The 20,676-nt window shown below is 72.7% G+C and carries 22 protein-coding genes; 18 read left to right on the top strand and 4 right to left on the bottom strand.

All coding sequences use genetic code 11. The features are described 5' to 3' along the window. The first annotated feature begins 167 nt into the window (after positions 1–167). Together rplQ and truA are read left to right on the top strand one after the other, a co-directional pair. Positions 168–638, top strand: a complete 471-nt coding sequence (gene rplQ / locus ACF07V_RS02610) for a 50S ribosomal protein L17 (RefSeq protein ID WP_189847048.1) — start codon at positions 168–170, stop codon at positions 636–638. An 81-nt stretch (positions 639–719) separates the two neighbouring features. Then, positions 720–1,577 (top strand): tRNA pseudouridine(38-40) synthase TruA, encoded by an 858-nt coding sequence (truA, locus tag ACF07V_RS02605; protein WP_392151054.1) that lies wholly within the window; start codon positions 720–722, stop codon positions 1,575–1,577. Here the strand turns inward: truA and ACF07V_RS02600 are convergent. Beyond that, a complete protein-coding gene (locus ACF07V_RS02600) occupies positions 1,548–2,531 on the bottom strand; it encodes a hypothetical protein (RefSeq protein ID WP_392151053.1) in 984 nt (327 codons plus the stop codon). The genes truA and ACF07V_RS02600 overlap by 30 nt on opposite strands. Positions 2,532–2,587: 56 nt before the next feature. Between ACF07V_RS02600 and ACF07V_RS02595 the strand changes: the two genes are divergently transcribed. The 4 genes from ACF07V_RS02595 to glmM all read left to right on the top strand — a co-directional run bounded on the left by ACF07V_RS02595 (position 2,588) and on the right by glmM (position 7,104). Then, complete coding sequence (locus tag ACF07V_RS02595) at positions 2,588–4,210, top strand: ABC-F family ATP-binding cassette domain-containing protein (RefSeq protein WP_392151052.1); 1,623 nt, start codon at positions 2,588–2,590, stop codon at positions 4,208–4,210. A 419-nt stretch (positions 4,211–4,629) separates the two neighbouring features. Continuing rightward, the gene (gene rplM, locus ACF07V_RS02590; RefSeq protein ID WP_388844090.1) at positions 4,630–5,073 is read left to right on the top strand and encodes a 50S ribosomal protein L13; all 444 of its coding nucleotides are present in this window, start codon (positions 4,630–4,632) and stop codon (positions 5,071–5,073) included. Positions 5,074–5,117: 44 nt separating this feature from the next. Then, on the top strand, positions 5,118–5,630 hold the full coding sequence (gene rpsI, locus ACF07V_RS02585) for a 30S ribosomal protein S9 (protein WP_015035601.1): 513 nt from the start codon (positions 5,118–5,120) through the stop codon (positions 5,628–5,630). A 115-nt stretch (positions 5,631–5,745) separates the two neighbouring features. After that, positions 5,746–7,104, top strand: a complete 1,359-nt coding sequence (gene glmM / locus ACF07V_RS02580; RefSeq protein WP_392151051.1) for a phosphoglucosamine mutase — start codon at positions 5,746–5,748, stop codon at positions 7,102–7,104. 87 nt (positions 7,105–7,191) lie between these two features. Here glmM and ACF07V_RS02575 read toward each other — a convergent pair whose 3' ends face one another. Next, positions 7,192–8,139, bottom strand: a complete 948-nt coding sequence (locus tag ACF07V_RS02575; protein ID WP_392151050.1) for a DUF389 domain-containing protein — start codon at positions 8,137–8,139, stop codon at positions 7,192–7,194. A gap of 18 nt (positions 8,140–8,157) precedes the next feature. Then, complete coding sequence (gene coaA, locus ACF07V_RS02570; protein WP_392151049.1) at positions 8,158–9,210, bottom strand: type I pantothenate kinase; 1,053 nt, start codon at positions 9,208–9,210, stop codon at positions 8,158–8,160. 131 nt (positions 9,211–9,341) lie between these two features. Between coaA and glmS the strand changes: the two genes are divergently transcribed. From glmS to ACF07V_RS02530, 8 genes are all read left to right on the top strand, one after another. Further along, the gene (glmS, locus tag ACF07V_RS02565) at positions 9,342–11,189 is read left to right on the top strand and encodes a glutamine--fructose-6-phosphate transaminase (isomerizing) (protein ID WP_392151048.1); all 1,848 of its coding nucleotides are present in this window, start codon (positions 9,342–9,344) and stop codon (positions 11,187–11,189) included. A gap of 7 nt (positions 11,190–11,196) precedes the next feature. Next, a complete protein-coding gene (locus ACF07V_RS02560) occupies positions 11,197–11,565 on the top strand; it encodes a holo-ACP synthase (protein ID WP_392151047.1) in 369 nt (122 codons plus the stop codon). 97 nt (positions 11,566–11,662) lie between these two features. Further along, on the top strand, positions 11,663–13,120 hold the full coding sequence (locus ACF07V_RS02555; protein WP_392151046.1) for an NAD(P)H-hydrate dehydratase: 1,458 nt from the start codon (positions 11,663–11,665) through the stop codon (positions 13,118–13,120). 278 nt (positions 13,121–13,398) lie between these two features. Continuing rightward, the gene (locus ACF07V_RS02550; RefSeq protein WP_392151045.1) at positions 13,399–14,256 is read left to right on the top strand and encodes a L,D-transpeptidase; all 858 of its coding nucleotides are present in this window, start codon (positions 13,399–13,401) and stop codon (positions 14,254–14,256) included. A 20-nt stretch (positions 14,257–14,276) separates the two neighbouring features. After that, the gene (alr, locus tag ACF07V_RS02545) at positions 14,277–15,425 is read left to right on the top strand and encodes an alanine racemase (RefSeq protein WP_392151044.1); all 1,149 of its coding nucleotides are present in this window, start codon (positions 14,277–14,279) and stop codon (positions 15,423–15,425) included. Positions 15,426–15,431: 6 nt separating this feature from the next. Beyond that, positions 15,432–16,595, top strand: coding sequence for an alpha/beta fold hydrolase (locus ACF07V_RS02540; protein WP_392151043.1), 1,164 nt, complete (start codon positions 15,432–15,434; stop codon positions 16,593–16,595). Positions 16,596–16,605: 10 nt separating this feature from the next. Further along, complete coding sequence (tsaE, locus tag ACF07V_RS02535; RefSeq protein WP_392151042.1) at positions 16,606–17,106, top strand: tRNA (adenosine(37)-N6)-threonylcarbamoyltransferase complex ATPase subunit type 1 TsaE; 501 nt, start codon at positions 16,606–16,608, stop codon at positions 17,104–17,106. 115 nt (positions 17,107–17,221) lie between these two features. Further along, positions 17,222–17,377: a hypothetical protein gene (locus tag ACF07V_RS02530; RefSeq protein WP_392151041.1), complete on the top strand. Its 156-nt coding sequence runs from the start codon at positions 17,222–17,224 to the stop codon at positions 17,375–17,377. 82 nt (positions 17,378–17,459) lie between these two features. Here ACF07V_RS02530 and ACF07V_RS02525 read toward each other — a convergent pair whose 3' ends face one another. After that, positions 17,460–18,026 (bottom strand): hypothetical protein, encoded by a 567-nt coding sequence (locus ACF07V_RS02525; RefSeq protein ID WP_392151040.1) that lies wholly within the window; start codon positions 18,024–18,026, stop codon positions 17,460–17,462. A 96-nt stretch (positions 18,027–18,122) separates the two neighbouring features. Here ACF07V_RS02525 and tsaB point away from each other — a divergent pair, with 96 nt between their 5' ends. From tsaB to ACF07V_RS02505, 4 genes are read left to right on the top strand one after another with little or no spacing between them, the layout of a single operon-like run. Next, positions 18,123–18,779: a tRNA (adenosine(37)-N6)-threonylcarbamoyltransferase complex dimerization subunit type 1 TsaB gene (tsaB, locus tag ACF07V_RS02520; protein ID WP_392151039.1), complete on the top strand. Its 657-nt coding sequence runs from the start codon at positions 18,123–18,125 to the stop codon at positions 18,777–18,779. 20 nt (positions 18,780–18,799) lie between these two features. Next, positions 18,800–19,264, top strand: coding sequence for a ribosomal protein S18-alanine N-acetyltransferase (gene rimI / locus ACF07V_RS02515; RefSeq protein WP_351192155.1), 465 nt, complete (start codon positions 18,800–18,802; stop codon positions 19,262–19,264). Then, on the top strand, positions 19,264–20,364 hold the full coding sequence (tsaD, locus tag ACF07V_RS02510) for a tRNA (adenosine(37)-N6)-threonylcarbamoyltransferase complex transferase subunit TsaD (RefSeq protein WP_392151038.1): 1,101 nt from the start codon (positions 19,264–19,266) through the stop codon (positions 20,362–20,364). The genes rimI and tsaD overlap by 1 nt, the downstream gene beginning before the upstream one ends. Positions 20,365–20,375: 11 nt before the next feature. After that, positions 20,376–20,621: a hypothetical protein gene (locus tag ACF07V_RS02505; protein WP_190101912.1), complete on the top strand. Its 246-nt coding sequence runs from the start codon at positions 20,376–20,378 to the stop codon at positions 20,619–20,621. The last annotated feature ends 55 nt before the right edge of the window (positions 20,622–20,676 follow it).

Raw genomic sequence — 20,676 nt, 5'->3', positions numbered from 1 at the left:
CGCTGTGCTTGATCGCGCCGCGCGGCGGAGCCGCAGATTGACTCCGCCCCCGCGCCCCTTCCGGCCTCGCCCCTTCGGGCGCGGCCGGATCTCCGACGGGTGACCGCCCGCTCGGACACTGACATCGGTACCTCATACGGCCGGTGCAGATCACAAGGAGAAACACCATGCCGCGTCCCGCGAAGGGTGCCCGCCTCGGCGGTTCCGCCGCGCACGAGAAGCTGCTCCTCGCCAACCTGGCGAAGTCGCTCTTCGAGCACGGCCGCATCACCACGACCGAGGCCAAGGCCCGTCGCCTGCGTCCGGTCGCCGAGCGCCTGATCACCAAGGCGAAGAAGGGCGACATCCACAACCGTCGCCTGGTGCTGCAGACGATCACCGACAAGGGCGTCGTCCACACCCTCTTCACCGAGATCGCCCCGCGTTACTCGGAGCGTCCGGGTGGCTACACCCGCATCACCAAGATCGGCAACCGTCGTGGCGACAACGCCCCGATGGCCGTGATCGAGCTGGTCGAGGGCGAGATCGCCAAGAAGGCGACCGTTGCCGAGGCCGAGGCCGCCACCAAGCGCGCCGTCAAGGAGGCCGACGAGGCCGCCGCCGTCGAGGCGACCGAGGACGAGGCGAAGGACGCGTAAGCGTTTTTCGTACGTTTCTCGTGAGCGGGCCCGTACCCCTGGGGTGCGGGCCCGTTCCCGTGTGTTTGAGAGGATCTCCGCGTGAGCGATGACGTGCAGGACGGGTTCGTACGGGTTCGGCTCGACCTTTCGTACGACGGCAAGGACTTCTCCGGCTGGGCCAAGCAGGCCCAGGGGCAGCGGACCGTACAGGGAGAGATCGAGGACGCCCTGCGGACCGTGACCCGGTCCAAGGAGACGTACGAGCTGACCGTCGCCGGCCGGACCGACGCCGGGGTGCACGCGCGCGGTCAGGTCGCCCATGTCGACCTGCCCGTGGAGCTGTGGGCCGAGCACCGCGACAAGCTGCTCAGGCGGCTCGCGGGGCGGCTCTCGCACGATGTGCGGGTCTGGTCCGTGGAAGAGGCCCCCGCCGGCTTCAACGCGCGTTTCTCGGCCGTCTGGCGGCGCTACGCCTACCGCGTCACCGACAACCCCGGCGGCGTCGACCCGCTGCTCCGCGGGCATGTGCTCTGGCACGACTGGGCCCTCGACATGGACGCCATGAACGAGGCCGCCACCGCGCTCGTCGGCGAGCACGACTTCGCCGCGTACTGCAAGAAGCGCGAGGGTGCCACCACCATCCGCACGCTCCAGGTGCTGCGCTGGGAGCGGCGGGACGACGGGATCCTGGAGGCGACCGTGAAGGCGGACGCCTTCTGCCACAACATGGTCCGCTCGCTCGTCGGCGCCCTGCTCTTCGTCGGCGACGGCCACCGGCCGGTCGACTGGCCCGGCAAGGTGCTCGCCGCAGGCGTCCGGGACTCGGCCGTCCACGTCGTACGCCCGCACGGGCTCACCCTCGAAGAGGTCGGCTACCCGGAGGACGCCCTCCTTGCCGCGCGCAGCAAGGAGGCCCGCAACAAGCGGTCACTCCCCGGGAGTTCCGGCTGCTGCTGAGGCCTGGGCGCGGCCCCGGGCGTAGATCTGGTTGAAGGCGAAGGTGCCGAGGTCGTCGCTGGTCTGGAAGACGGGCTTGTCGGCCGTGGTGACCTTCTTGCCGTTGGCGAAGCCGCCCTGGGTGAAGTACGCGTACCGGCCGATCGCGTTCGAGCGGCGCAGGCAGACGGTGGCGTGGCAGAAATCACCCACGCCCGCGCCCGTCAGGGGCGCGATGCCGCCGGTGGCCTGGTCCTTCGCCTTCTGGGCCGCCGCCTCGGACGGGAAGACGGCGACGCCGACGGTGATCGCCACGCCGTCCTTCACATAGGTGGCGCGGAGCACCCGCTGGCAGCCGTTCCGCTTCAGGACCGTGCCGAGGCCGCCCTGGGTGACGGCCGCGCAGTTGGTCGTCGCGGAGGTCGCGCCCTTCTTGTAGGCGCGGCCGTTCATGCTCATCTTCTTGCCCGGGAAGAGGCCCTCGGCGGTGAGCGGGGCCTTGTCCTTCTTCGGGTCCGAGATGTAGTCCTTCGGGTTCGGCGGGGGCGCCGGCGCCACCGAGGAGAAGGTCGGCTCCGGCGTCGGCGTGCCGGTGGCGGAGACCGTGCCGGTGGGGACCGGGCCGTTCTTGGCCTCGTCGTTCTTCTGGTTGGTGCTCACGACGGCCGTCGCGACGATCGCGCCCACCGCCACCGCGGCCAGGACGCCGCCGGCGATCAGCAGGAGGCGCTTGCGGCGGCCGCGCGAGGCGCTGGCGTCGGCGAGGGCGCCCCAGTCGGGGGTGTCACCGCTGCCCTGCGCGCCCGGGAACGGGTTCGGCTGCGCCGGCTGCTGGGGGTGCGGGTATCCGTACCCCTGCTGCTGCTGCTGCCCGTGCCCTTGCTGCGGCGGGTAGCCGTACCCGGGCTGCTGTCCGTACCCCTGCTGCCCCTGCTGCTGCGGCTCCTGCGGCCACTGCGGTCCCCCAAAGCTCATGCCGCGCATCCTAATCCGGTTGGGCCGGGCCTACGCGGGCGGTGACAATGCATCCCATGGGACATGTCGAGGCCGCGCATCTGGAGTACTACCTTCCCGACGGGAGGGTCCTCCTCGGGGACGCCTCCTTCCGGGTGGGGGAGGGCGCCGTGGTCGCCCTCGTCGGGGCCAACGGCGCCGGCAAGACCACACTGCTCCGGATGATCGCCGGGGAGCTCCAGCCGCACGGCGGCACGGTCACCGTCAGTGGCGGCCTCGGTGTGATGCCGCAGTTCGTCGGCTCCGTACGGGACGAGTCCACCGTCCGTGACCTGCTGGTCTCGGTCGCGCAGCCCCGGATCCGGGAGGCCGCGAAGGCGGTCGACGAGGCCGAGCACCTGATCATGACGGTCGACGACGAGGCCGCGCAGATGAAGTACGCGCAGGCCCTCAGCGACTGGGCCGAGGTGCAGGGGTACGAGGCCGAGACCCTCTGGGACATCTGCACCATGGCCGCGCTGGGCGTCCCGTACGAGAAGGCGCAGTTCCGTGAGGTCAGGACGCTCTCCGGCGGCGAGCAGAAGCGGCTGGTCCTGGAGTCGCTGCTGCGCGGCCCCGACGAGGTGCTGCTCCTCGACGAGCCCGACAACTACCTCGACGTCCCCGGCAAGCGGTGGCTGGAGGAGCGGCTGCGGGAGACCCGCAAGACCGTGCTCTTCATCTCCCACGACCGGGAGCTGCTCTCCCGGGGCGCCCAGAAGATCATCGCGGTCGAGCCCGGTCCCGCCGGGTCGGACGTCTGGGTGCACGGCGGCGGCTTCGACACCTTCCACGAGGCCCGGCGGGAGCGGTTCGCCCGCTTCGAGGAGCTGAAGCGGCGCTGGGACGAGAAGCACGCGCAGCTGAAGAAGCTGGTGATCAACCTGCGGCAGGCGGCCGCGGTCAGCCACGAGATGGCGTCCCGGTACGCGGCGGCGCAGACCCGCCTGAGGAAGTTCGAGGAGGCGGGGCCGCCGCCGGAGCCGCCGCGCGAGCAGGACATCCGCATGCGGCTGCGCGGCGGGCGTACCGGCGTACGGGCTGTGACCTGCGAGAACCTTGAGCTGACCGGGCTGATGAAGCCGTTCTCCCTGGAGATCTTCTACGGGGAGAGGGTCGCCGTCCTCGGCTCGAACGGCTCCGGCAAGTCGCACTTCCTGCGGCTGCTCGCCGGGGACCCGACCGTCGCCCACACCGGCGTGTGGAAGCTCGGCGCGCGGGTCGTGCCGGGGCACTTCGCGCAGACCCACGCCCACCCGGAGCTGGCCGGGCGGCCGCTCGTCGACATCCTGTGGACCGAGCACGCCAAGGACCGGGGCGCGGCGATGTCGATGCTGCGGCGGTACGAGCTGGAGCGGCAGGGCGACCAGTCCTTCGACAAGCTGTCGGGCGGGCAGCAGGCCCGGTTCCAGATCCTGCTCCTGGAGCTGGCGGGCACCACCGCGCTGCTCCTGGACGAGCCCACGGACAACCTGGACCTGGAGTCGGCGGAGGCGCTCCAGGACGGCCTGGAGTCGTACGAGGGGACGGTGATGGCCGTCACGCACGACCGGTGGTTCGCGAAGTCCTTCGACCGGTACCTGGTCTTCGGCTCGGACGGCGTCGTCCGCGAGACGAGCGAGCCCGTGTGGGACGAGCGGCGGGTGGAGCGGGCGCGGTGACGCCGGCCACGACCGGCGGACGGAGTCCGGCGCAGCGGGGCGAAGCCGGAGCGGCCCCCTGGGGCCGGGCCGTGCGAGGGCGGCGTGGGGGATGGGACGAGCGGCGGGTGGAGCGGGCGCGGTGAGCCGGGCACCCCGAAGCCGGGGAGGCCCCCAGGGGCCGGGCCGTGCGAGGGCGGCGTCAAGGGTGGGGGCGCTGCGGTCCCGCGGCGTTTTGACCCGCCCGGGGTGGCGCGGGTACTGTTGCGGTTTGTTATGCGTATTGGCTTCGTCGTTCTCACGCGAAGGGCCCTTACGCAGGTTCCCTGGAGCAGTTACCAGTGGCTCGCATACGGGCGTTGACCCGGCAGTGCAGGCCCCAGCTGCATGATCGCTTCAGGTGTCTGGACTCCATCCACTGAAGAAGCGAAGGCTACGAAGTGCGTACGTACAGCCCCAAGCCCGGCGATGTCACTCGCCAGTGGCACATCATCGACGCGCAGGACATCGTCCTGGGCCGTCTGGCGACGACGGCTGCGAACCTCCTGCGAGGCAAGCACAAGCCCGTCTACGCCCCCCACATGGACATGGGCGACTTCGTCATCATCATCAACGCCGACAAGGTTCACCTGTCCGGCAACAAGAAGACCCAGAAGATGGCCTACCGCCACTCTGGCTTCCCGGGTGGTCTGCGCTCCGTCCGTTACGACGAGCTGCTCGACAAGAACCCCGAGAAGGCCGTCGAGAAGGCCATCAAGGGCATGATCCCCAAGAACTCCCTGGGCCGTCAGATGCTCTCGAAGCTGAAGGTCTACTCGGGCGAGAACCACCCGCACGCTGCCCAGCAGCCGGTTCCGTTCGAGATCACCCAGGTCGCGCAGTAATTCCGGCCACACCCCCTAAGAACGAAAGAAATCTGAGGAGCATCGTGGCCGAGACCACCCCCGAGACCCCCGTCGACGAGTTCGAGGGCGTCGAGGAGTACACCACCGAGACCGAGCTCGTCGAGGGTGAGTACACCTCCGAGTCGCTCGCGTCCCGCTTCGGCGACCCGCAGCCGGCCGCCGGCCTGGGCCGTCGCAAGAACGCCATCGCCCGCGTCCGGATCGTCCCGGGCACCGGCAAGTGGAAGATCAACGGGCGTACGCTCGAGGACTACTTCCCGAACAAGGTCCACCAGCAGGAAGTCAACGAGCCCTTCAAGGTGCTCGAGCTCGACAACCGCTACGACGTCATCGCCCGCATCGCGGGTGGCGGTGTCTCCGGCCAGGCCGGCGCCCTGCGCCTCGGCGTGGCCCGTGCGCTGAACGAGGCCGACGTCGAGAACAACCGCCCGGCGCTGAAGAAGGCCGGCTTCCTCTCCCGTGACGACCGTGCGGTCGAGCGGAAGAAGGCCGGTCTCAAGAAGGCCCGCAAGGCTCCGCAGTACAGCAAGCGCTAATCACGCCTGCTCGCTGCTTTCGTACGCCCCGGCGGCACTGCCCGTGCCGTCGGGGCGTACGTTTTTTCATAACCTCTTTCTCTTTCGCTTGGGCACGTATTTTCGGAGGACAGCTGTGGGACGACTCTTCGGCACGGACGGCGTACGCGGCGTCGCCAACGCGGACCTGACGGCGGAGCTGGCGCTCGGCCTGTCGGTCGCGGCCGCGCACGTGCTCGCCGAGGCGGGCACCTTCGAGGGCCACCGGCCGACCGCCGTGGTCGGGCGGGACCCGCGCGCCTCCGGAGAGTTCCTCGAGGCGGCCGTCGTGGCCGGCCTCGCCAGCGCCGGCGTCGACGTGCTGCGCGTCGGCGTCCTGCCCACCCCGGCCGTGGCCCACCTCACCGGCGTCCTCGGTGCCGACCTCGGCGTGATGCTCTCCGCCAGCCACAACGCCATGCCCGACAACGGCATCAAGTTCTTCGCGCGCGGCGGCCACAAGCTCGCCGACGACCTCGAGGACAAGATCGAGGCCGTGTACGAGGAGCACCGCACCGGCGCCCCCTGGGAGCGCCCGACCGGTGCCGGCGTCGGCCGCGTCCGCGACTACGACGAGGGCTTCGAGACGTACGTCTCCCACCTCCTCTCCGTCCTCCCCAACCGCCTCGACGGGCTGAAGATCGTCCTCGACGAGGCCCACGGCGCCGCCGCCCGCGTCTCGCCCGAGGCCTTCACCCGGGCCGGCGCCCAGGTCGTCACCATCGGCGCCGAGCCGGACGGCCTCAACATCAACGACGGCTGCGGCTCCACCCACCTGGAGCTGCTCAAGGCCGCCGTCGTCGAGCACGGCGCCGAGCTGGGCATCGCCCACGACGGCGACGCCGACCGCTGCCTCGCCGTGGACGCCGCCGGCAACGAGGTCGACGGCGACCAGATCCTCGCCGTGCTCGCCCTCGCCATGCGCGAGGCCGGCGCCCTGCGCGGCGACACCGTCGTCGCGACCGTCATGTCCAACCTGGGCTTCAAGCTCGCCATGGAGCGCGAGGGCCTGAACCTCGTCCAGACCGCGGTCGGCGACCGCTACGTCCTGGAGTCCATGAAGGAGAACGGCTACGCCCTCGGCGGCGAGCAGTCGGGCCACGTCATCGTGCTCGACCACGCCACCACCGGCGACGGCACCCTCACCGGCCTGATGCTGGCCGCCCGCGTCGCCGCCACCGGCAAGTCGCTCGCGGACCTCGCCGGCGTCATGGAGCGGCTGCCGCAGATCCTCATCAACGTCAAGGACGTCGACAAGTCCCGGGTGAACACCTCCGGCGAGCTCGCCGCCGCCGTCACCGACGCCGAGCGCGAGCTCGGCTCCACGGGCCGTGTCCTGCTCCGCCCCTCGGGCACCGAGCCGCTGGTCCGTGTCATGGTCGAGGCCGCCGACATCGAGCAGGCCCGCGCGGTCGCGCAGCGCCTCGCGGACGTCGTGAAGTCCGCGCTGGGCTAGCCTTTCTGAGGCACCGTCATGCAAGGGTGAGGGCCCCCGCCGGGTTCGTCGAGTTCTGACGGCCGGTGGGGGCCCTCGTCCGTGCGGTCAGATCCTCGGGGCGCGCCGCCATCGGCCGCGCTGGGTGCGCCACAGCATCTTCTGCCCGTACAGGGTGAGCGTCCCGGACAGCATGATGCCGAAGAGGTTCAGCGTCAGCTGCGCGATCGAGCCCCACATCTGGGGCAGATCGCCGTAGCTGAGCGCCACCGCCGCGTTCGCGGCCGCCGGGACCGTCGTCACCGAGATCGCCACGCCCACCAGGGCCCCGGACTTGGAGGACGTCAGGGACAGGGTGCCGGCGATGCCCGCGAGCAGCGCCACGACGAAGGAGAACGGGTCCGGCTGCCAGATGAAGCTGGTGTTGGGGCGGTCCGCGTCCAGCTGCTCCTTGCTGAACAGCCCGAGTGCGTCCATCCCCAGGCTGAACACCGTCGTCGCCACCATCGCCGCCGTGAAGCCGACGAACAGCGCCATCAGCGAGCGCGCCGCCAGCTTCGGATGGCGCTGCACGACCGCCGTGCAGACCCCGGCCAGCGGGCCGAACTCCGGGCCGACCGCCATCGCGCCCACGATCAGGATCGCGTTGTCCAGGACGACACCGCAGGCCGCGATCATCGTCGCCAGGATCATGAACGCGCTGTACGTGATCGAGAGCGTCGACTCCTCGTGCGTCGCCCCCGCCAGCTGCTCCCAGATCACCGCGTCGGCGGGCTCGCCCGGGGCCTCCAGCTCGGCGGCGTCCGCCCGCGTCGACAGCGACAGGTCGATGTTCTCGACGGCGATCGAACCGTCCTCGTCGATCCTCAGTTCGCGCAGCCCGTGCAGCACTTCGTCACCCGCCTCGCGGGCCACGTCGCACATCACCACGTCGCCCGAGGGGTCCCGGGCCGCGCCGGTCAGCACCACCAGATGGGCGGTGCCGACCGTCGACTCGATCAGCCGGACCGCGGCGAGGGTGCGGTCGGGCGGGACGATCATCCTCAGATGCAGCATGAGGAGAGCGTACGGAGGTCAGAGCTTCCGCAGGCTCAGCCGCTGCACCTTGTGGTCGGGGCCCTTGCGGACGACGAGGGTCGCCCGGCCGCGGGTCGGGGCCACGTTCTCCAGGAGGTTCACCTTGTTGATGGTGCGCCACATCGTGCGGGCGTAGTCGAAGGCCTCGTCCTCGGAGACCTGCGTCCAGCGCCGGAAGTACGAGGACGGGTCCTGGAACGCGGTGTCGCGGAGCTTGCGGAAGCGGTTGAGGTACCAGCGCTCGATGTCCTCGGGGCGCGCGTCCACGTACACCGAGAAGTCGAAGTAGTCGGCGAGACCGACGCGGGTCCGGCCGTCCTTGCCGGGAAGCGCCGGCTGCAGGACGTTCAGGCCCTCCACGATGAGGATGTCCGGGCGGCGCACGACGAGCCGCTCGCCGGGCACGCGGTCGTAGATCAGGTGCGAGTAGACCGGGGCCGTGACCTCGTCTTTGCCCGCCTTGACGTCCGCGACGAAACGGGTCAGGGCCCTGCGGTCGTACGACTCGGGGAAACCCTTCCGGGACATCAGGCCGCGCGCCTTCAGCTCCTCCATCGGGTAGAGGAAGGCGTCCGTGGTCACCAGCTCCACGCGCGGGTGCTCCGGCCAGCGGGCGAGCAGGGCCTGGAGGAGGCGCGAGACGGTCGACTTGCCGACGGCCACCGAACCGGCGACCCCTATGACGAAGGGGGTGCCGCGCTGCTCGGCGTTCTCGCCGAGGAAGGTGTTCAGCGCGCCGCGGAGGCCGCTGGTGGCCTGCACGTACAGGTTGAGCAGCCGGGAGAGCGGCAGGTAGATGTCCCGGACCTCGTCGAGGTCGATGACGTCCCCGAGACCGCGCAGCCGCTCGACCTCGTCGGCGCTCAGCGGGAGCGGCGTCTTGTCGCGCAGGGCGCTCCACTCGGCCCGGGTGAGGTCGACGTACGGGGTCGCCTCGGAGGGCCGGCGCTGACCGGTCCCGTTCCGGGGAGTCCCCTGTCCGGCGCCCGCTCCGGTTCCGGCGCCGTCGCCGGGGGGTCCGTCGGGGCTTCGTGGCGGCGAAGTGATCACCCCGCCATTGTCGGGGGTCGGCGGGCTCCGTGGGCCGTGGGGTCGGTCACGCGCCGCCGTGGTTGACGCGGCCCGCGGCGACTCCGGTCCGGGTCCGGCCGGTGGGGCGGGTTCCGCCGTAGTCTGCCGTCATGTGCGGAATCGTGGGATACGTCGGCGGGCAGTCGGCGCTTGATGTGGTGGTCGCGGGTCTCAAGCGGCTCGAATACCGGGGCTACGACTCGGCCGGTGTCGCGGTGCTCGCCGACGGCGGGCTCGCCGCCGCCAAGAAGGCGGGCAAGCTCGTCAACCTGGAGAAGGAACTCGTCGACCGGCCGCTGCCGGGCGGCTCCGTCGGCATCGGGCACACCCGCTGGGCCACCCACGGCGGGCCGACGGACGCCAACGCGCACCCGCACCTCGACAACGCCGGGCGGGTCGCCGTCGTCCACAACGGCATCATCGAGAACTTCGCCCGCCTGCGGGAGGAGCTCGCCGAGCGCGGCCACACACTGCGCTCCGAGACCGACACCGAGGTCGTGGCCCACCTCCTCGCCGAGGAGTTCTCCTCCGCCGGGGACCTCGCCGAGGCCATGCGGCTCGTCTGCCGCCGGCTCGACGGGGCCTTCACCCTCGTCGCCGTCCACGCCGACCAGCCCGACGTCGTCGTCGGCGCCCGCCGGAACTCGCCGCTCGTGGTCGGCGTGGGGGAAGGGGAGAACTTCCTCGCCTCCGACGTGTCCGCGTTCATCGCGCACACGCGGTCCGCCATCGAGCTCGGCCAGGACCAGGTCGTCGAGCTGACCCGGGACGGCGTCACCGTCACCGACTTCGACGGGGTGCCCGCCGACGTACGGGCCTACCACGTCGACTGGGACGCCTCCGCCGCCGAGAAGGGCGGCTACGACTACTTCATGCTCAAGGAGATCGCCGAACAGCCCAAGGCCGTCGCCGACACCCTCCTCGGGCGGATCGACGCGGCCGGCCGGCTCACCCTCGACGAGGTCCGCATCCCCGACACCGTGCTCCGCGAGGCCGACAAGGTCGTCATCATCGCGTGCGGCACCGCCTTCCACGCCGGGCTCATCGCCAAGTACGCCATCGAGCACTGGACCCGGATCCCCTGCGAGGTCGAGCTCGCCAGCGAGTTCCGCTACCGCGACCCCATCCTCGACCGGCGCACCCTGGTCATCGCGATCTCCCAGTCCGGCGAGACCATGGACACCCTCATGGCGCTGCGGCACGCGCGGGAGCAGGGCGCGAAGGTGCTCGCCGTGTGCAACACGAACGGCTCGACGATCCCGAGGGAGTCGGACGCCGTCCTCTACACCCACGCCGGGCCCGAGGTCGCCGTCGCCTCGACGAAGGCCTTCCTCACCCAGCTCGTGGCCTGCTACCTGCTCGCGCTGTACCTCGGCCAGGTCCGCGGCACCAAGTGGGGCGACGAGATCCACGCCGTCGTCCGCGAGCTCGCCCGGATCGGCGACGAGGTCGAGCGCGTCCTGGAGACCATGGAGCCGGTACGGGCCCTGGCCCGGTCCCTCGCCGACAAGAACACCGTGCTGTTCCTGGGGCGCCACGTCGGCTACCCCGTGGCCCTGGAGGGCGCGCTGAAGCTGAAGGAGCTGGCGTACATGCACGCCGAGGGCTTCGCGGCGGGCGAGCTCAAGCACGGGCCGATCGCGCTCATCGAGGAGGACCTGCCGGTCGTCGTGGTCGTGCCCTCGCCGCGGGGGCGGTCCGTCCTCCACGACAAGATCGTCTCCAACATCCAGGAGATCCGGGCGCGGGGTGCCAGGACCATCGTCATCGCCGAGGAGGGCGACGAGGCCGTCGTCCCGTACGCCGACCACCTCGTCCGCATCCCCGCCACGCCTACGCTGCTCCAGCCGCTGGTCGCCACCGTGCCGCTCCAGGTCTTCGCCTGCGAACTCGCCACCGCGCGGGGCAACGAGGTCGACCAGCCGCGCAACCTGGCCAAGTCCGTGACCGTGGAGTGAGTGGGAAATGATCATTGGGGTGGGGATCGACGTGGCGGAGATCGACCGGTTCGCCGCGTCGATCGAGCGCACACCGGGGCTGCTTCAGCGGCTCTTCGTCGAACGGGAGCTGCTCCTTTCGAGCGGCGAGCGACGCGGGACCGCCTCGCTCGCCGTGCGGTTCGCCGCGAAGGAGGCCGTCGCGAAGGCCCTCGGCGCGCCGGGCGGGCTGCACTGGACGGACGCGGAGGTGTACGTCGAGGACAGCGGGCAGCCGCGGCTGCGGGTCCGCGGGACGGTGGCGGCGCGGGCGGCGGAGCTGGGTGTCAGGCACTGGCACGTCTCGCTGAGCCATGACGCGGGGGTGGCGTCGGCGGTGGTGATCGCGGAGGGCTAAGGCCCCGGCCCCCGTTGTGCCCACCCGTTCCGCTGCTTGCGGAACGCCTGCCCGCAACGGGCGGGCGCCGCCCGGTGGGGCGGGGCAGACTGCTGGCATGCGTACCGCTTATCGCGTGGAGACCGTCCGGGCCGCCGAGGCCGAGCTCATGGCCCGGCTGCCGCACGGCGCCCTCATGCAGCGCGCCGCCGCCGGGCTCGCCGCCGCCTGTTGCTCGCTGCTCGGGAAGGGGCGGGTGTACGGCGCCCGGGTCGTCCTCCTCGTCGGCAGCGGCGACAACGGCGGCGACGCCCTCTACGCCGGCGCCCGGCTCGCCCGGCGCGGCGCCGGCGTCACGGCCGTGCTGCTCGGGGAGCACGCGCACGAGGGCGGGCTCGCCGCGCTGCGGGCCGCCGGCGGACGCGTCGCCGACGAGCCGTTCGAGCCCCTCGCCCGCGCCGACCTCGTCCTCGACGGCATCACCGGCATCGGGGGACGCGGTGGACTCCGGCCCGGCGCCGTCCCCGTCGCCCGCGCCGCGCGCGGCTCCGACGCCGTCGTCGTCGCCGTCGACCTGCCCAGCGGGGTCGACGCCGACACCGGTGAGGTCCACGGGGAGGCGCTGCCCGCCGACGCGACCATCACCTTCGGGGCGTACAAGCCGGGCCTGCTCGTCGACCCCGCCCGTGAGTACGCGGGCGCGCTGCGGCTCGTCGACATCGGCCTGGGTGATGTCCTTCCGGGCGTGCCGGATCTGGAGGCCCTCCAGCACCACGACGTGGCGTGGCTGCTGCCCGCGCCGGGTGCCGAGAGCGACAAGTACCGGCGCGGTGTCGTCGGCGTCCTCGCCGGGTCCGTCCGCTACCCGGGCGCCGCTGTGCTGGCGGTGGCCGGCGCGCTGCGGGGCGGGGCGGGGGCCGTGCGGTACGTCGGCCACGCCGGCGACGCCGTGATCGCCGCGCACCCCGAGACCCTGGTGCACCCCGGTCCCCCCGACAAGGCCGGGCGGGTCCAGGCCTGGGTCGTCGGGCCGGGCCTCGGCGAAGGGCCGGGGGCCAAGGTCGCGGTCGGCGAGGTCCTGGACTCCGACGTCCCCGTCCTCGTCGACGCGGACGGCCTGCGCGGGCTCGCGCCGGAGGCCGTCCGGGCCCGTACGGCCCCGACCCTGCTCACCCCGCACGCCGGCGAGGCGGCGGCGCTCCTCGGCGTCGCCCGTGAGGAGGTCGAGGCCGGCCGGCTCGCCGCGGTCCGCGAACTGGCGGGCCGGTTCGGGGCGACGGTGTTGTTGAAGGGCTCGACGACGCTCGTGTGCGGGGCGGGTGGGACCGGCCCCGTGCGGGTCAACCCGACCGGGACCTCCTGGCTCGCCACGGCCGGCAGCGGGGACGTCCTCTCCGGCCTCGCCGGCTCCCTCCTCGCGGCCGGCCTCCCGGCCCTGGACGCGGCCTCCTGCGCGGCCTACCTCCACGGGCTCGCCGCGCGGCGGGCGTCCGAGGGCGGGGCGCCGGTGACGGCGACGGAGGTGGCGGACCGCCTGCGGGGCGCCTGGCAGGACGTGACGGCGGGCGGCGCGTAGGGGAACGGGCGGGGCCGACCCCGCGTGTAGGGGAACGGGCCGGGCCGACCCCGCGTGTAGGGGAACGGGCCGGGCCGACCTCGCGTGTAGGGGAACGGGCCCGGCCAACCTCGCGTGTAGGGGAACGGGCCCGGCCAACCTCGCGTGTAGGGGAACGGGCCGGGCCGACCCCGCGCGTAGCGGAACGGGCGGGGCCGACCCCCACACGGGCCAACCCCGTTCGCCCAGCCGTGGGTTCCGGCGCGCCCGTCCGGCGGGGGGCGGATTGGGTGGGTGGGGTGACCAGTTGGAGAAGTCGTACCGCGCCGTTGTTGTTCGTCCTCGCCGCCTCCCTCGCTCTCGGGCCCGTCGCCTCCGCCGCGTCGCCCGGCGGGGATCCCGATCCGCTCGTGCCCGGCGTCGCCGGGGGCGGGCGGGCCGAGTACCCGATGGACACGCCCGACCAGGTGCTGCCGCCCCTGCACGACGTGGAGGGCGGCGTCCCCGTGCCCGAGCCCGAGGAGGAGGTCGACGAGCTCGTCGAGTACCTGCCCCGGAGCGCCGTCGGAGCCGCCTGCACCGTCCGGGCCGGCATCCACCAGCGGCGGGTCGAGCGGCTCCTCGGGCTGCCCGTCGACGGGAAGCAGTCCGCCGCCGACTGCCGGGCCATCCGCGCCTTCCAGGTGAAGGAGAAGATCAAGCCGGCCGTCGGCTACGCCGGGCCCGTCACCTGGGCCCGCGCCGAGCTGCTCGCCGCCCGGAAGAACCTCGACCCCGCCCGGCGCTGCCCCGTGAAGACGTACGCCGTCGCCTGCGTCGACCTCGACCGTCAGCTCATGTGGGTGCGGAAGGGGAAGAAGGTCACGTACGCCGTGGTCAACATGCGCAGCGGGCGGCCCGGGTACGCCACCCGTACGGGCTGGCACACCGTCTACTGGCGCCACAAGGACCACTGGTCGTCCATCTACGACACCCCCATGCCGTACGCCCAGTTCTTCAGCGGCGGCCAGGCCTTCCACGCCGTCTACGGGCAGCTCGCCACGCCGGGCGGCAGCCGCGGCTGCGTCAATCTCAGCAACGGGAACGCGCGGAAACTCTGGGACGTCCTCCGTAAGGGTGACCGGGTCTACATCTGGGGAAAGCGGCCCGGCAGCTGACACCTGAGAGACTGGGCGCGATGACTGAGACACCTCCGCCCCCCAGGGCCCGCGCCGAGATCGACCTCGGCGCGCTGCGTGCGAACGTCCGCACGCTGCGCGCCCGTGTCGCCCCCCACGTCCGGATCATGGCCGTGGTCAAGGCCGACGCGTACGGACACGGCGCCCTGCGCTGTGCCCGCGCCGCCCTGGACGCGGGCGCGGACTGGCTCGGCACCGCCACCCCCCACGAGGCGCTCGCGCTGCGCGCCGCCGGGATCACGGACGTTCCCGTCATGTGCTGGCTCTGGACCCCCGGAGACCCGTGGGACCGGGGCATCGAGGCCGGGCTCGACATGTCCGTGAGCGGGATGTGGGCCCTGGACGAGGTCGTCGAGGCCGCCAGGGCGGTCGGGAAGACCGCCCGGATCCAGCTCAAGGCCGACACCGGGCTCGGGCGCAACGGCTGCCAGCCCGCCGACTGGCCCGAGCTGGTCGAGGCCGCGCTGAAGGCCGAGGTCGACGGGCTCGTCAAGGTGACCGGCCTCTGGTCGCACTTCGCCTGCGCCGACGAGCCGCACCACCCCTCCATCGCGGCCCAGCTGGAGGTCTTCCGCTCGATGCTGGACCACGCGGAGCGGGCGGGTGTCCGCCCCGAGGTCCGGCACATCGCGAACTCGCCGGCCACCCTCACCCTGCCCGAGGCCCACTTCGACCTGGTCCGGCCCGGCATCGCGATGTACGGCGTCTCGCCGAGCCCCGAGCTCGGCACCTCCGCCGAGCTCGGCCTGCGGCCCGTCATGTCGCTCAAGGCGAGCGTCGCCCTCGTCAAGCACGTGCCCGCCGGGCACGGGGTGAGTTACGGGCACCACTACGTCACCGAGGGGGAGACCACCCTCGGGCTCGTCCCGCTCGGGTACGCCGACGGCGTTCCCCGGCACGCCTCCGGGCGCGGGCCCGTCCTCGTCGGCGACCGCGTCCGTACGGTTGCCGGGCGGGTCGCCATGGACCAGTTCGTGGTCGACCTCGGCGGGGACACCCCCGAGCCCGGCACCGAGGCCGTGCTCTTCGGCCCCGGCGACCGGGGCGAGCCGACCGCCGAGGACTGGGCGGTGGCCGCCGACACCATCGCGTACGAGATCGTCACCCGGATCGGGGCGCGCGTCCCGCGGGTCTACCTGGGGGAGTAGCCCGCCATGGCGGAGTCGACTGGCAGCAGCTGGAGGCGTGCCGGGTTCGCCGGTGCCGCGATAGGCGTCCTCGCCGCCGGCGCGGCCGCCGGGGTCGCCGTCGAGCGGCTCACCGTCGGCCGCTCCGTACGGCAGAAGGCGCGGCTCGCCCTGGACGCCACCGGCCCGTACGGCGGCCTGCGCGGCACCGCCGGGCGGGCGCTCGCCGACGACGGGACCGTCCTCCACTACGAGGTGGACGAGGTCGAGGCGGATGCCCCGCCGGCCCGCCGACGGAGGCTCTTCGGGCGCCGGGAGCCCGCGCCCGTCACCGTCGTCTTCAGCCACGGCTACTGCCTCAACCAGGACTCCTGGCACTTCCAGCGGGCCGCCCTGCGCGGGCTCGTCCGTACCGTCCACTGGGACCAGCGCAGCCACGGCCGCTCCGGGCCCGGGGTCTCCCAGGCGGGGCCCGACGGGGTGCCCGTCTCCATCGACCGGCTGGGCCGCGACCTCAAGACCGTCCTCGACGCGGCCGCTCCCGAGGGGCCGCTCGTCCTCGTCGGTCACTCGATGGGCGGCATGACGGTGATGGCGCTCGCCGAGCAGTACCCGGAGCTGATCCGCGACCGGGTCGTCGGCGTCGCCCTCGTCGGCACTTCGGCGGGGAGGCTCGGGGAGGTGTCGTACGGGCTGCCGCTCGCCGGCGTCAACGCCGTCCGGCGGGTCCTGCCGGGCGTCCTGCGGGCCCTCGGCTCCCAGGCGGAGCTGGTCGAGCGCGGGCGCCGGGCGACCGCGGACCTCTTCGCCGGGCTGATCAAGAAGTACTCGTTCGCCTCGAAGGACGTGGACCCGGCGGTCGCCCGCTTCGCCGAGCGGATGATCGAGTCGACCCCGATCGACGTCGTCGCCGCCTTCTACCCGGCCTTCGCCGAGCACGACAAGGCCGAGGCCCTCGCCGCCTTCCGCGAGCTGCCGGTGCTGGCGCTCGCCGGGGACAACGACCTCGTCACCCCCAGCTCGCACACCGAGGCCATCGCCGCCCTGCTGCCGGACGCGGAGCTGGTCATCGTCCCGGACGCGGGCCACCTGGTGATGCTGGAGCATCCGGAGGCGGTCACCGACCGGCTCGCCGACCTGCTGGTGCGGGCCGGCGCCGTCCCGGCCGGGGAGACGTTCCGTACGCGCTAGGTTTGCGGGTATGGAAGCAGCACATCCGCCCGTCTCCGGCGCCACCCTCTCCGTCGACTCCCCGCAGCGGATGCAGGAGCTCGGCCGCCGGCTCGCGAAGATCCTCCGGCCCGGCGACCTCGTCATGCTCACCGGTGAGCTCGGTGCCGGGAAGACCACTCTGACCCGCGGCCTCGGCGAGGGCCTCGGGGTGCGGGGGGCCGTCACCTCGCCGACCTTCGTCATCGCCCGCGTCCACCCGTCCCTCGTCGGCGGTCCGGCCCTGGTCCACGTCGACGCGTACCGCCTCGGCGGCGGTCTCGACGAGATGGAGGACCTCGACCTGGACGTCTCGCTGCCCGAGTCCGTGGTCGTCGTCGAGTGGGGCGACGGGAAGGTCGAGGACCTGACCGACGACCGGCTGCACCTGCTGATCCACCGGGTGACCGGCGACACCGACGACGACCGGCGCACGGTCGTGCTGCGCGGGATCGGCGCGCGCTGGGCGGACGAGGACCTCGATCTGTTCTGACGCGGGGGTACGTAGGTTCCGACAACGTGTCGGGAAGGTGTTGCGTGGGTCGCACGAGCCGTGGTCACATGGATGCACGAGCTGGTTAGGTGTACCTAACCTACGGGAGGCAAGCATGGCGACGCCCGAACGCGCGGAACCCGGCCGGGACCACGTCTCGATGAGTGAGCTGCTCGCGTCCTGCGCGGCCGCCCGGGCCCTGTCGACCCCGCCGCCGGAGCAGCAGCAGCCGGAGCAGGAGACGGAGTCCGTCCGCGACGAGGCCGCCTAGGGTCCGCGCGTCAGAGAGGGCCTGCGCGTCAGGTAGGGCCGGCGCGTCAGAGGGGGCCGGCGCGTCAGGTAGGGCCGGCGCGTCAGGCGACGACGACGACCTTCGCGCCGATCACCGCGAACGTCCACATCGCGTCACCGTCGGCCCGCTTCATCCGGATGCCGCCGGTCTTCCGCGCCGGGTCCGGGGACGGCGTCGAGCCGTCGACCGCCGCGCTGAAGCCGATCGCCACGTCCTGGGCCGTCGCGAACCGCACCACGTGCTCGATCTTCACCCCGTCCGAACCGGTCACCGAACCCGAGCGCGAGGTCACCGCGTACGCCCCCGGCACCGGGTCGACCGTGCTCGGCCACACCGCGAACGTCCGGGTCGCCTTGCCCTTCCCGTCCACGATCCACACCCGGCGGTCCGTGAGCGAGTACACGACCCGCTCGCCGCTGCCCGAGTTCGCGGGGACGGCGAGGGGGTCCTCGGCGGGCTGCTTCGGGCCGCCGCTCGGCGAGACCGAGGGCACGGCCGTGCCCGGCGTCCGCGGCTTCACCGACAGATCGGCGGGCGCGTTCGCCGAGGCCTGGTAGGCGAGGACGCCGACCGCGACAATGGCCGCCGCCGTGAGCCCGGCCACGAATCCCGAGCTGCTCCGTGCCACCGTGCCCACCTCTCGTACGTACGTATCGAAGGGTGACGGTAGCAGCCGCCCGCCCGAGGTTCGGGGCAGCGTGCCCGGGAGCCGTAGGCTGTTCGCGTGCTGTTGCTCGCCATGGATACCGCCACCCCCGCCGTCACCGTCGCCCTCCACGACGGCGAGGCCGTCGTCGCCGCGTCGAGTCAGGTCGACGCCCGCCGTCACGGGGAGCTGCTGCTGCCCGCCGTCGACCGCGTCCTCGCCGAGGCCGGGCTGAAGCTCGACGCGGTCACCGGGATCGTCGTCGGCGTCGGCCCCGGCCCGTACACCGGGCTCCGCGTCGGCCTCGTCACGGCCGCGGCCTTCTCGTCCGCGCTCGGTGTGCCGGTGCACGGCCTGTGCACCCTCGACGGCCTCGCCTACGCCTCCGGGATCGACGAGCCCTTCGCCGTCGCGACGGACGCGCGCCGCAAGGAGGTGTACTGGGCGCGGTACGAGAACTCCCGCACCCGCGTGACCGACGCGGCCGTCGACCGGCCCGCCGACATCGCCGCCTCGCTCGCCGGACTCCCCGTCGTCGGCGCGGGCGCCCTCCTCTACCCCGAGGCCTTCCCGGACGCCCGCGAGCCCGAGCACCAGTCGGCCGCCGCGCTCGCCGGGCTCGCGGCCGAGAAGCTGGCCGCGGGCGAGGGCGGCTTCCTCGACCCGCTGCCGATGTACCTGCGCCGCCCCGACGCGCAGGTGCCGAAGAACTACAAGGTGGTCACCCCCAAGTGACGGGTGTGGAACTGCGCGAGATGCGCTGGTGGGACATCGAGCCGGTGCTCGCGCTCGAAGCCGAGCTGTTCCCCGAGGACGCCTGGTCGGAGGGGATGTTCTGGTCGGAGCTCGCGCACGCCAGGGGGCCGCGCGCCACCCGCCACTACGTCGTCGCCGAGGACCCGGCCGACGGCCGGCTCGTCGGGTACGCCGGTCTCGCCGCCGCGGGCGGCCTGGGCGACGTGCAGACGATCGCCGTCTCCCGCGACCAGTGGGGCACCGGCCTCGGTGCCCGGCTCCTCACCGACCTGCTGAAGGAAGCCACCGCCTTCGAGTGCGAGGAGGTCCTCCTCGAAGTGCGCGTGGACAACACCCGGGCCCAGAAGCTCTACGAGCGCTTCGGCTTCGAGCCCATCGGGTTCCGGCGCGGCTACTACCAGCCGGGCAATGTCGACGCGCTCGTGATGCGACTGATCGTTCAAGGAACTGGGACTGAGATCTGATGGCTGCTGACGAACCGCTGGTACTCGGCATCGAGACCTCCTGCGACGAGACCGGCGTCGGCATCGTCCACGGGACCACCCTCCTCGCCGACGCCGTCGCCTCCAGTGTCGACACCCACGCGCGCTTCGGCGGCGTCGTCCCCGAGATCGCCTCCCGCGCCCACCTGGAGGCCATGGTCCCGACGATCGAGCGCGCCCTGAAGACGGCCGGGATCTCCGCGAAGGACCTCGACGGCATCGCCGTCACCGCCGGACCCGGCCTCGCGGGCGCCCTGCTCGTCGGCGTCTCCGCCGCCAAGGCGTACGCCTACGCCCTCGGCAAGCCGCTCTACGGCGTCAACCACCTCGCCTCGCACATCTGCGTCGACCAGCTGGAGCACGGCAAGCTGCCCGAGCCGACGATGGCCCTGCTGGTCTCCGGCGGGCACTCCTCGCTGCTGCTCTCCTCCGACATCACCTCCGACGTGCGGCCGATGGGCGCCACCATCGACGACGCGGCCGGCGAGGCCTTCGACAAGATCGCCCGCGTCCTCGACCTCGGCTTCCCCGGCGGACCGGTCATCGACCGGCTCGCCAAGGAGGGCGACCCGGCGGCGATCGCCTTCCCGCGCGGCCTCAGCGGCTCCCGGGATCCCGCGTACGACTTCTCCTTCTCCGGCCTCAAGACCGCCGTGGCCCGCTGGATCGAGGCCAAGCGGGCGGCCGGCGAGGACGTGCCCGTACGGGACGTCGCCGCGTCCTTCCAGGAGGCGGTCGTCGACGTGCTCACCCGCAAGGCAGTCCGGGCCTGCAAGGACGAGGGCGTCGACCACCTGATGATCGGCGGTGGCGTCGCCGCGAACTCGCGGCTGCGGGCCCTCGCCCAGGAGCGCTGCGAGCGTGCGGGGATCCGGCTGCGGGTGCCGCGTCCCGGCCTGTGCACGGACAACGGCGCGATGGTCGCGGCCCTCGGCTCCGAGATGGTCGCCCGCAACCGGCCGGCCTCGGACCTGGAGCTGTCCGCGGACTCCTCGCTGCCGGTGACGGACCCGCACGTGCCCGGCGCGTCGCACGACCACGACCACGTGCACGAGGTCAGCAAGGAGAACCTGTACTCGTGAGGCTCACGCTCATGTGGGAGGCCCGGGCCGCTCAGGGCCGGGGCGCCGAGCTCCTGGAGTGGGCGCGGGCCCGGGCCCGGGTCCTCGCCCGGGAGCCGGTCCGCCGGGAGATCTTCCGGGCCCCGCAGGACCGGGTCCTCGTCCTCACCTGGTGGGAGGCGGAGACCTTCGACGCCGAACTGCCCGAGCTGCCGGAGCCGGACGCGGAGCTGATCACCCGTCCGGTCCACCGCTGGCGCTTCGAATCGGTCGAGTAGGCGATTCCCGGCCGGAAATAGAGCAACCTTTCGATCGTTTCGGGCATCCCACAGC

Origin of the sequence: Streptomyces sp. NPDC015661 (genome assembly GCF_043077765.1) — a bacterium.
GTDB lineage: Bacteria > Actinomycetota > Actinomycetes > Streptomycetales > Streptomycetaceae > Streptomyces.
Note: the sequence above shows the minus strand (reverse complement) of the source record. Positions and strands in the feature narration are given on the sequence as shown.

Coding starts and splice junctions, on each gene's coding strand:
- rplQ (WP_189847048.1), top strand. CDS start 168: ATGCCGCGTCCCGCGAAGGGTGCCCGCCTCGGCGGTTCCGCCGCGCAC.
- ACF07V_RS02600 (WP_392151053.1), bottom strand. CDS start 2,531: ATGAGCTTTGGGGGACCGCAGTGGCCGCAGGAGCCGCAGCAGCAGGGG.
- ACF07V_RS02595 (WP_392151052.1), top strand. CDS start 2,588: ATGGGACATGTCGAGGCCGCGCATCTGGAGTACTACCTTCCCGACGGG.
- ACF07V_RS02575 (WP_392151050.1), bottom strand. CDS start 8,139: ATGCTGCATCTGAGGATGATCGTCCCGCCCGACCGCACCCTCGCCGCG.
- glmS (WP_392151048.1), top strand. CDS start 9,342: ATGTGCGGAATCGTGGGATACGTCGGCGGGCAGTCGGCGCTTGATGTG.
- ACF07V_RS02560 (WP_392151047.1), top strand. CDS start 11,197: ATGATCATTGGGGTGGGGATCGACGTGGCGGAGATCGACCGGTTCGCC.
- ACF07V_RS02555 (WP_392151046.1), top strand. CDS start 11,663: ATGCGTACCGCTTATCGCGTGGAGACCGTCCGGGCCGCCGAGGCCGAG.
- alr (WP_392151044.1), top strand. CDS start 14,277: ATGACTGAGACACCTCCGCCCCCCAGGGCCCGCGCCGAGATCGACCTC.
- ACF07V_RS02540 (WP_392151043.1), top strand. CDS start 15,432: ATGGCGGAGTCGACTGGCAGCAGCTGGAGGCGTGCCGGGTTCGCCGGT.
- tsaE (WP_392151042.1), top strand. CDS start 16,606: ATGGAAGCAGCACATCCGCCCGTCTCCGGCGCCACCCTCTCCGTCGAC.
- ACF07V_RS02530 (WP_392151041.1), top strand. CDS start 17,222: ATGGCGACGCCCGAACGCGCGGAACCCGGCCGGGACCACGTCTCGATG.
- rimI (WP_351192155.1), top strand. CDS start 18,800: ATGCGCTGGTGGGACATCGAGCCGGTGCTCGCGCTCGAAGCCGAGCTG.
- tsaD (WP_392151038.1), top strand. CDS start 19,264: ATGGCTGCTGACGAACCGCTGGTACTCGGCATCGAGACCTCCTGCGAC.
- ACF07V_RS02505 (WP_190101912.1), top strand. CDS start 20,376: ATGTGGGAGGCCCGGGCCGCTCAGGGCCGGGGCGCCGAGCTCCTGGAG.